The following is an 8,825-nucleotide window of genomic DNA, read 5'->3' as shown; positions in this document are numbered from 1 at the left end:
AACGCCCAGTTAAACGGCGTGCCCATTGCCATCAAAATGCCCATAATCGAGAGCATGGTAATGATGACTTGCAAACCGCCCAAGCCGAATACGAGACGGCGCATGGCTTTGAGTTTGGGCAGGGAGAATTCGAGACCGATGCTGAACATCAAGAATACAATGCCTATTTCGCCCAAATAGTCGGTGGCATGGCTTTGCGGAATCAGTTTGAACATACCCGGACCGGCAATAAAACCGACCAAAAGATAACCGAGCATGGAAGGAATGTTGAACTTGCGACAGCAGATAACTGTAATGACGGAAACCAACAAGACAATGACAATGGGTCCGAGGGAGAATTCGTGCATAGAGTGGGCGGCCTTTCGTTAAGAGTAGCTATTGTTATATAGGCCGTCTGAAACACGTCGAAAACCGACAGCAAACCCAAATAAAAACGCACAGAATGAACTTCATTTCTGCGATTTGATTTCCCGTATCATGCTTATTTGGACTTACTGTTTCGAGCGTTATCTAACGGATTATTAAGATTATATCAAGATAGAATGTAAAGTAGTGTTTTGATTGACAAAAAAGGCCGTCTGAAATATTCAGACGGCCTTTAAATAAATGGTTTAAGGCATCAACATGCCGCCGTTGACATGAAGTGTCTGACCGGTAATGTATTTTGCCTGATCAGAAGCCAAGAACAAGACTGCATCGGCAATATCTTGTGCTTCACCGAATTTGCCCAAAGAAGTTTGCGCTTCAAAGGTTTTGCGGGTTTCTTCCGGTAGGGCGCGGGTCATATCGGTGTCGATAAAGCCGGGGGCAACGCAGTTGACGGTAATGCCACGGCTGCCGACTTCACGCGCCATAGATTTGGAGAAGCCGATTAAGCCTGCTTTTGCGGCTGCATAGTTGGTTTGGCCGGCATTGCCCATCACGCCGACAACGGATGTGATGTTGATGATGCGGCCGGCACGCTGTTTCATCATGCCGCGCAATACGGCTTTAGAGGCGCGGAAGACAGATTTGAGGTTGACCTGCATGATGTCGTCCCACTCTTCCTCTTTCATGCGCATTAGGAGGTTGTCGCGGGTAATGCCGGCGTTGTTGACCAGAATATCCAGTTTGCCGAATTCTTTTTCGATGTCGGCAATTAGATTTTCGATGGTTTCAGGTTCGGCAGAATTTAATGCACGGCCTTCGCCACCCCATTGTGCCAAGCGTTCGCCGATTGCAACCGCGCCACTCTCACTAGTGGCAGTGCCGATAACTTTTGCACCGGCCGCAGCCAAAGTATCGGCAATTGCCGCACCAATACCGCGCGATGCGCCGGTTACCAAAGCGATTTTGCCGCTTAAATCTTGTGTACTCATGTTTTATTCCTTAATTGCGATTGGAAAAATGGTTTCAGACGGCCTTATTTACCTGGGGAGGGTGCTTGATACCGTCGTTTGTTGATTCTTCGTAATAAATATTCTCTGTAGTATGCCCATGCTTGCTTTTTTTGTCCTTGTTTCCAAAGCCGTTTGGCTGCTTGTCTAAATTTCCTTTTAGGATTTGGAAAGGGCAACCAAGTTGATAGAGGTTGTTCTAGATATCCGTTATTCCATGGGGAATTCTTAAAATATTGATCATATGCAGGGTGGAAGCCTAATTGATGCCACGGTTTGATATGACCAACAAAATGGACTAAGCGGATATTGTTGGGATTGTCGATTAATTCACTGTATTTTTGATGCCAATGTATCCAGTTAAAGTTTTCTGAAAGCCAGTGTACATGACCTATACAGGCTAAATTCAAAATATCTTGGTCTGGACAGGAGAGTTTAAAATTCTGTTTTTCTACGGCTTGCATTTTTTCAGACAAAATTTTATCTATTGCCATATCATTCCATTTGTCAATATTGAATAGAATGACCCCAGAGTTGAAATAAGGCTCAGTATCTGTAAAACCAAATTGATTGAGTTGTTTTATATATGCTCTGTATAAGATTGCATCAGGTACGGCAGCAATCAAAGAATTTGAAATGTCGATTTCAAATAAATCATCAATGTTGCCCAAGCACAGTACATCAGTATCTAAATAAAGCGCAGTATGAGCAATACCTTTTAATAAGCAAGGGATACTCATACGGTAATACATAGCGATAGTAAAATAATGGGTAGTCTGCAGGGTAGAAAAGTATTCTGTATTTAAATGGTAAACGCTTATTGCGTAGTTTTGATTTGATGTTTCAATTTGATCGAAAATATTAAAATCATAACCTTCTGAACCACTAACTAACAAATGAAAATGTATTGGATTGGTATTGTTTTGCAGCACAGAAAGTAACGCAGTGCCGATGTGTTTGATATAGTTTTGATCGGCTGCATAAACAATATGTCTCGGCTGTTCAATGAATTCTCGTTTGCGGATATGAGCAGTTTCTAATACTAATTTTTCTCTATCAAACATTTAAATTCTCCACAACGTCTCTATCGATTTCAGGCAATCCGATAGGGATATTCGGTTCAATATCAAATGCGCAGCTGATCCAGTTGCTGAAGCTGTATTTGTGCTTCAGGCCGGGGGCAAGCGGTACATACGGCAAGGTCAGGAAGGCTTTGAGTTCGTCAAGGTTGCTTCCATTCCAGTAGAACATATTGTTCGGGTGATAAAAATCGTAATGTACGATGGTCGGATTGGTCGTAATCAGTTTTTTGTCCAAACCAATCGCTTCGAAAATCCGCAAAGAGAGGCCGTAGTGCTTGCGGTTGAGGAAATCTACCAATACGGAGGATTTGGCCGCTTCTTCTAAGTTTTGACGATAGGAGAGGGCGTTTTCAAATGAGAAGAACTCGACCTCGGGAATGCCCAAAGCCGCTTTTTCTTCTTCAATTTTCTTACTGGCCAAGCGGAAATCTATTTCTAAACCGATTGAACGTGCAGCTTCGCAAAATGCACGGATGTCATTGTTGCGGTCGGCAGCGTACGAGCCGATAAACAAGATTTTGTTTTGCGGGTTTTCAGACGGCCTGAAGCTGTCAAAGTAGAAGCTGGTGGTTGGAAAGAGTTTTTCGGCGTATTCGGGGTGTTTGCCTTGGTCAAACGGATCGAAAAAGTAAAATTTGTCGAAAAATTCGATGTTGTCGAAGTCTTCTTTTAAGAAGGTCAGGGCTTCCCAGTTGTAGTACACCATCAATTTTGAATGCGCTCTGAGCTTGGCGATGAAGTCTTTCGGGTAGGCGCCTAGCCAAATCATGAAGCAATAATCCGCTTGTTCGGGATGTTCGCTTAACAGGGTATTGAGGCGTTCTTCTACGGCGCGGAACATGGTCCGTTTTTTGAAGTCTTTTTGTCCAAGAATATTTCGATACCAGATTTTTTTCAGCCGTTGAAATACATTTTTGTATTTGAACTCTTTTTCTTCATAGGTCAGGGACAGCACTTCAAATCCGCATTTCTCCAAGTTCTCAATAATGAGTTCGTGGATTTTGAAGAGTTCCGGCATGGCGAGAATGACTTTTTTCTTACTCATAATGTATTCGATGTAATATTTTGTCAGGCAGAAGTATCTGCCGTAGGCAATAGGGTTAATCAATGCCGAGCAGGCGGTTTAGCCATTGTGTAAACGAATAATAGGCTTTGATTTCAGGGTCAGGTTGCTGATACGGGCGCGCCAAGAATTCAGGCAATGCGTCTAAATTACCGCCGTCCCATACGAACACACGGTCCGGGTGGTATAGGTCGGTCTCCAAGATATGTTTGTTGGTGGTGATCAGTTTTTTATCGAAACGCAACGCATCGAAGATACGGAATGATAAGCCGTAATGTTCGAATTGTGCAAAATCGACAACCGCACCGCAACTTTGTACTTGGCTGAGGTTTTCTTCAAAGCTGAGGATGCTGCTGCGGTCAAGATAGCGGATGCCGTTGTGTCCGAAGGCTTTTTCAGCCCTATCGTCTTTACAGTAGATATGAAAATCCAAGGGTAGGTTGAGGCGTTCGGTTTCTTGGATAAAGCGTTTGGTTTGTTCTTCGCGTCTAAGTTCGTAGCCGCCTAAAAAGTAGAGTTTGTTGGTAGGTGCATATTCTGCCACGGGAAAGTCAAAGTAAAAATTGGTGGTGGCTTTGAAACGGCATTGTGGATATTTTTGAATATCGTCGGGATCGAAAACCCAGCATTGGTCAAAATAATCCAAATATTCAATAATATCTGGAAAACGACCTACGCCATCCCATTGATAATTCACACAAACATTGCTGTGTTCGCGGATGGTGGCGATGATTTCTTTGGGGTAAATATTGGCACGGATACAGAGCGCATAATCGGCTTTTTTACCATTTAACAAGGCCAGTTTTTGTTGAATGTCGTCGAGGTGGCGGCTGTATTTGAGGTATTTTTTATAGTTGCCGTCTTTGGTGATGTGTTTGTGGTAGAGATTTTTGAGTCTGCTGCCCAAGTTCGGATAATAGGAATCTCGGTCGTCATAGCACAGGTTAATGACATCAAAACCAAGAAAACGCAGATTTTTTTCGATACATTGATCCAGTCCGTACATGTAGGGAACGGCAAGAATAATGGTTTTTTTCATAATGTATTCGGATTGGAGTGGGCTGATTTTTCAGACGGCCTTGCCTGACAGGATAAGGCCGTCTGAAAACGTTTTAGTGGGCTTCGATAAATGCAGCCACTTGGTCGGAATTGGTCAATGCACTGCACGCGGCTTCTTTATTGATGCGTTTGGCGAGGCCTGCGAGGACTTTGCCGGGGCCGCATTCGGCGGATTCGGTGATGCCTTCGGAAACAAGTGCGTTGACGGTTTCTGTCCAGCGCACCGGGCTGTACAGTTGGCGTACCAGGGCATCTTTAATTTTGTCGGCATCATCGTAAGAGGCAACATCGGCGTTATGAATGACGCGGATTTGCGGTTGTTTGATGGTGATGTCTTTCAATGCTTCGGCAAGTTTTTCCGCCGCAGGCTTCATGAGGCTGCAATGTGAGGGAACGGAAACAGGCAGCGGAAGGGCGCGTTTGGCTCCGGCTTCTTTGGCGGCAGCCATGGCGCGTTCGACTGCGGCGGTATTGCCGGCAATCACGACTTGGCCGGGGGAGTTGAAGTTGACGGCTTCAACGACTTCGCCTTGTGCAGCTTCGGTACAAATGGTTTTCACTTGTTCGTCTTCCAACCCCAAAATAGCGGCCATTGCGCCTACGCCTTGCGGTACGGCAGATTGCATGAGTTCGGCGCGCAGGCGGACGAGTTTGACTGCGTCTGCAAAATCCAATGCGCCGGCGGCGACGAGGGCGGTGTATTCGCCGAGGCTGTGGCCTGCAACAACGGAAGGGATTTTACCGCCGGCTTCCAAGTAGGCGCGGTAGGTGGCAATACCGGCAGCCAGCATGATGGGCTGGGTGTTGACGGTTTGTCCGATTAATTCGGCATCTTCGCCGTTAATCATTTCCCACAGGTCTTGACCCAATACGGCGGAAGCTTCGTCAAATGTGGCTTTAACGATGGCTTGCTCGGCAAAGCCGTTCATCATGCCTAGGCTTTGTGAGCCTTGTCCGGGAAAGAAGAATGCGAAAGACATGGTAATTCCTTATTGGTTTGAATGTTTGAGGGTGTCCGCCAGCAGAAGGAGGGTGGCGACAGTATTGGTTGCGGCGGTCAGCCGGAAGGTGCGGACAAATCCGGGTTTGCTGGTTTTGTGCCTGAATGCGAGGCTGCCGCAATAACCGCCCGTCCAGCCACCAAGCAGGTTGAGCAGATGCAATTTTGCTTCGGGTATGCGTCTGCCGTGGTTGCGTGCGCGCTGTTTGTCTTGGTAGTAAAGCAGGAAAACGTATGCACTCAGTGCGAGATAGGCGATTGCCAGTTTGGGCAATATTACAGCCGTTATGCTTAAAAACAGGCTGCTGATGCAGAGTGCAAACGTTAGGGATTTCATGGGTTTGAGCAGAATAGGCCGTCTGAAAGGGGTGTTCAGACGGCCCAACCGTTAGTATTTCACCAAAACCGCACCCCAGGCAAAACCGCCGCCGATGCCTTCGAGCAAGAGGTTTTGTCCGCGTTTGATTTGGCCGTTTTTAATACCGACATCCAGTGCCAGCGGAATGGAGGCAGCGGACGTGTTGCCGTGGTCTTGGACGGTCAGGATCACTTTGTCCATGCTCAAGCCCAAGTGTTTGGCGGTAGAGTCGATAATGCGCTTATTGGCTTGGTGCGGCACAAGCCAATCGATTTGATTGGTGGTATAACCGGCTTCTTCGATAACGTCATCTGCGATTTTGGACAGCATTTTGACGGCAAACTTGAATACGCCGGGGCCGTCCATGCTGATGTAGGGCGAACCGCAAATCTGGCCGTTGGCAATTTGTCCCGGGACGTTCAAAAGGTTGAGGTAGTTGCCGTCGGCTTTGAGTTTGCTATGGATAATGCCCGGTTCGTCAGATGCACTTAAGACAACCGCGCCCGCACCGTCACCAAAGAGGACGCAGGTGGTGCGGTCGTTCCAATCGACGATGCGGCTGAAGGTTTCAGCGCCGATAACCAAAGCGTTTTTCGCCATGCCGCTTTTGATGTAGGCATTGGCAGTGGTCAGGGCATACATAAAACCGGCGCACACGGCTTGTACGTCAAAGGCAGGGCAGCCGTTGGCAATGCCCAATTTTTGCTGCACGATGGTTGCCGTAGAAGGGAACTGCATATCGGGGGTAGCTGTGGCGACGATAATCAGGTCGATATCGTCAGCCTGCAAACCGGCATCTGCCAAGGCGCGGCGCGCTGACTCGGCGGCCAAATCGCTGGTTTTTTCGCTGTCGTCTGCAATATGGCGAAATTTGATACCTGTACGCGTGGTAATCCACTCGTCGGAAGTGTCCACTTTTTTGGCAAGGTCGTCATTGCTGACGCGGTTGGCAGGAAGGTAGCTGCCTGTACCGGAAATTTTGGCATATTGCATGAGAACGGCCTTTTTAGAGAGTTGATTCAGATAGTCGGGTATTGTAAGCGAAAATGGGAAAATTCCCAATATTAAGAATGAAGTCGGTGATTAAAGATAAAAACAGGCCGTCTGAACATTTTGGAGTTTCAGACGGCCTGTGTATATCAGCCTTAAGCTTCCGTTGTTTGAGCAGCGGTTTCTTCCAGTTCGGCTGCTGCTTTGGCGGCTTCCAAAGCAGCCAACTGGGTGGCTACGCCTTGTTCGATTTTAGCGAGGCCGGCGGATTTGGCTTCGTGGTAGGCTTCTTCCAAAGCATAACGGAAGCCGATTTCGTCGGTTCCGCCGTGGCTCTTAATCACAATACCGCGTAAACCAAGCAGGATTGCTCCGTTAAATTTGCGCGGATCGAGTTTGCCTTTCAAACCTTTGAGCGCGGGCAGGGCTGCAATGGCGGCAAGTTTGTTGAACAGGGTGCTTTGGAATTCACGGCGGATGGCGCTGCTCATGAATTTAACTGCGCCTTCTATGGTTTTAAGCATAACGTTGCCGACAAAACCGTCTGCGACAACGACATCGGCTTCGCCATACAAAACGCTGTTGCTTTCGATATTGCCGATGAAGTTGAGTTTGCTGCTGCTCAACAGTTTAAAGGTTTGTTTGACGGCATCCGTACCCTTGATGTCTTCTGTGCCGACGTTCAAAAGGGCGACGCGCGGGCTGCCTTTTTCAGGGTGCAATGCGTGTACCAGCTCGCTGCCGATGATGGCAAATTGAACCAGTTGTTCGGGCGTACAGTCAACGTTGGCACCCAAATCCAAAGCCAAAGTAACGTGTTCGCTGTCGGATGGTAGGAATTTGGCGATGGCAGGACGCTCAATGCCGGGAATGGTTTTGAGGACGAATCGGGCGGTCGCCATCAGTGCGCCGGTATTGCCTGCCGATACGGCGGCTTGCGCATTGCCTTCTTTGACTTGGTTGATGGCGATGCGCATGGAGGATTCTTTTTTATTTTTCAGCGCAGATTGCGGCGCTTCATCCATTTCGACGACTTGCGCTGCATGGCAGACGGTAATATGGTCCATAGGAGCGCCTGCTGAGCTTAATGCTTGGCGGACTGCTGCTTCATCTCCGACCATAATCAGATGTACGTCGGATTGTTGTTTCAGGAAATCCACTGCACCGGGGACGGTAATCTCAAGGCCTGCATCTCCGCCCATGGCATCTACGGCCAGTGTAATCATGTTGTTCTCCGGTTTGTGTGTTTCAGACGGCCTCAGACAATCGGACAAGCACACTCATCTGATTTTCAGGAGATTGAATTGAAAATCAGATGAAAAGGCTTGTTGCGACGTCGTGCCAGACTTATTGGTTTTGCGCGGCCAATTTGTTGTGTTCGTCGATATCCAGCGCGTCCCAAGGATAGTTGATCCACCAGTCTTCAACGGTAATGCCGCTGAAATAAGGGACACCTTCAGGAATTTTACCGACTTTGGCTTTGATTTTTTCATGCAATACTGCCACGCCGACAGTGCCGAAATCTTCTTTCAACAATTCGTTCAGGCAGAACTCCATGGTAACGCGGCTGTCGTCCACTTCGTCAACAACCAGTACGTTTTTGCCTTTCAGTACATCGGGAACGGGATCAAGCCATTGGACTTTTTTCACTTCCTCGGTCACCTGACCTTCGTGATCGTTGTCGTAGTAGGCTGTGGTTACGGCGTAAATCGGGATTTCCAAGAAGCAGCGCAACATGCGGGCAGGGATAAAACCGCCGCCGCCAATGGCAATCATGGCATCGTATTTTGTGCCGGAGTTTTGGATTTTTTCCGCCAATCCTTTGATTACGCGGTGGATGTCGTCGTAGGTGTACCAGATTTTACGTTTCATGGTGTGCTTCCGAAGAGGAAAATAC

Annotated in this window: 10 protein-coding genes; all 10 read right to left on the bottom strand. The window is 47.6% G+C overall.

Translation table 11 applies throughout. The features are described 5' to 3' along the window. Positions 1-347, bottom strand: a 347-nt coding sequence (locus ACTHSP_RS14715; protein ID WP_440346340.1) for a cation:proton antiporter, incomplete at its 3' end; no start/stop codon positions are given. A 264-nt stretch (positions 348-611) separates the two neighbouring features. Next, positions 612-1,358 carry a 3-oxoacyl-ACP reductase FabG gene (gene fabG, locus ACTHSP_RS14710; RefSeq protein ID WP_049336356.1) on the bottom strand — a complete coding sequence of 249 codons (747 nt, stop codon included), beginning with the start codon at positions 1,356-1,358 and terminating at the stop codon, positions 612-614. A gap of 44 nt (positions 1,359-1,402) precedes the next feature. Continuing rightward, complete coding sequence (locus ACTHSP_RS14705) at positions 1,403-2,440, bottom strand: glycosyltransferase family 8 protein (protein WP_049336358.1); 1,038 nt, start codon at positions 2,438-2,440, stop codon at positions 1,403-1,405. After that, complete coding sequence (locus ACTHSP_RS14700) at positions 2,433-3,503, bottom strand: hypothetical protein (RefSeq protein ID WP_049336417.1); 1,071 nt, start codon at positions 3,501-3,503, stop codon at positions 2,433-2,435. Before ACTHSP_RS14700 ends, ACTHSP_RS14705 begins: the two co-directional genes overlap by 8 nt. 55 nt (positions 3,504-3,558) lie before the next feature. Further along, on the bottom strand, positions 3,559-4,560 hold the full coding sequence (locus tag ACTHSP_RS14695; RefSeq protein WP_063069061.1) for a hypothetical protein: 1,002 nt from the start codon (positions 4,558-4,560) through the stop codon (positions 3,559-3,561). Positions 4,561-4,633: 73 nt separating this feature from the next. After that, positions 4,634-5,560 carry an ACP S-malonyltransferase gene (gene fabD / locus ACTHSP_RS14690; RefSeq protein WP_314511155.1) on the bottom strand — a complete coding sequence of 309 codons (927 nt, stop codon included), beginning with the start codon at positions 5,558-5,560 and terminating at the stop codon, positions 4,634-4,636. A 9-nt stretch (positions 5,561-5,569) separates the two neighbouring features. Continuing rightward, a complete protein-coding gene (locus tag ACTHSP_RS14685; protein WP_440346339.1) occupies positions 5,570-5,854 on the bottom strand; it encodes a DUF1294 domain-containing protein in 285 nt (94 codons plus the stop codon). A gap of 114 nt (positions 5,855-5,968) precedes the next feature. Continuing rightward, on the bottom strand, positions 5,969-6,931 hold the full coding sequence (locus tag ACTHSP_RS14680; protein WP_049336364.1) for a beta-ketoacyl-ACP synthase III: 963 nt from the start codon (positions 6,929-6,931) through the stop codon (positions 5,969-5,971). Between the two features lie 152 nt (positions 6,932-7,083). Then, on the bottom strand, positions 7,084-8,154 hold the full coding sequence (gene plsX, locus ACTHSP_RS14675; RefSeq protein ID WP_314511152.1) for a phosphate acyltransferase PlsX: 1,071 nt from the start codon (positions 8,152-8,154) through the stop codon (positions 7,084-7,086). Positions 8,155-8,275: 121 nt separating this feature from the next. Next, the gene (locus tag ACTHSP_RS14670; RefSeq protein WP_070825891.1) at positions 8,276-8,800 is read right to left on the bottom strand and encodes a phosphoribosyltransferase; all 525 of its coding nucleotides are present in this window, start codon (positions 8,798-8,800) and stop codon (positions 8,276-8,278) included. Between the last annotated feature and the right edge of the window lie 25 nt (positions 8,801-8,825).

Source organism: Neisseria sp. P0001.S005, from assembly GCF_051963715.1.
Note: the sequence above shows the minus strand (reverse complement) of the source record. Positions and strands in the feature narration are given on the sequence as shown.

Excerpts from the sequence above, each read along its gene's own strand:
- fabG (WP_049336356.1), bottom strand. The coding sequence starts at position 1,358 with ATGAGTACACAAGATTTAAGCGGCAAAATCGCTTTGGTAACCGGCGCA.
- ACTHSP_RS14705 (WP_049336358.1), bottom strand. The coding sequence starts at position 2,440 with ATGTTTGATAGAGAAAAATTAGTATTAGAAACTGCTCATATCCGCAAA.
- ACTHSP_RS14700 (WP_049336417.1), bottom strand. The coding sequence starts at position 3,503 with ATGAGTAAGAAAAAAGTCATTCTCGCCATGCCGGAACTCTTCAAAATC.
- ACTHSP_RS14695 (WP_063069061.1), bottom strand. The coding sequence starts at position 4,560 with ATGAAAAAAACCATTATTCTTGCCGTTCCCTACATGTACGGACTGGAT.
- fabD (WP_314511155.1), bottom strand. The coding sequence starts at position 5,560 with ATGTCTTTCGCATTCTTCTTTCCCGGACAAGGCTCACAAAGCCTAGGC.
- ACTHSP_RS14680 (WP_049336364.1), bottom strand. The coding sequence starts at position 6,931 with ATGCAATATGCCAAAATTTCCGGTACAGGCAGCTACCTTCCTGCCAAC.
- plsX (WP_314511152.1), bottom strand. The coding sequence starts at position 8,154 with ATGATTACACTGGCCGTAGATGCCATGGGCGGAGATGCAGGCCTTGAG.
- ACTHSP_RS14670 (WP_070825891.1), bottom strand. The coding sequence starts at position 8,800 with ATGAAACGTAAAATCTGGTACACCTACGACGACATCCACCGCGTAATC.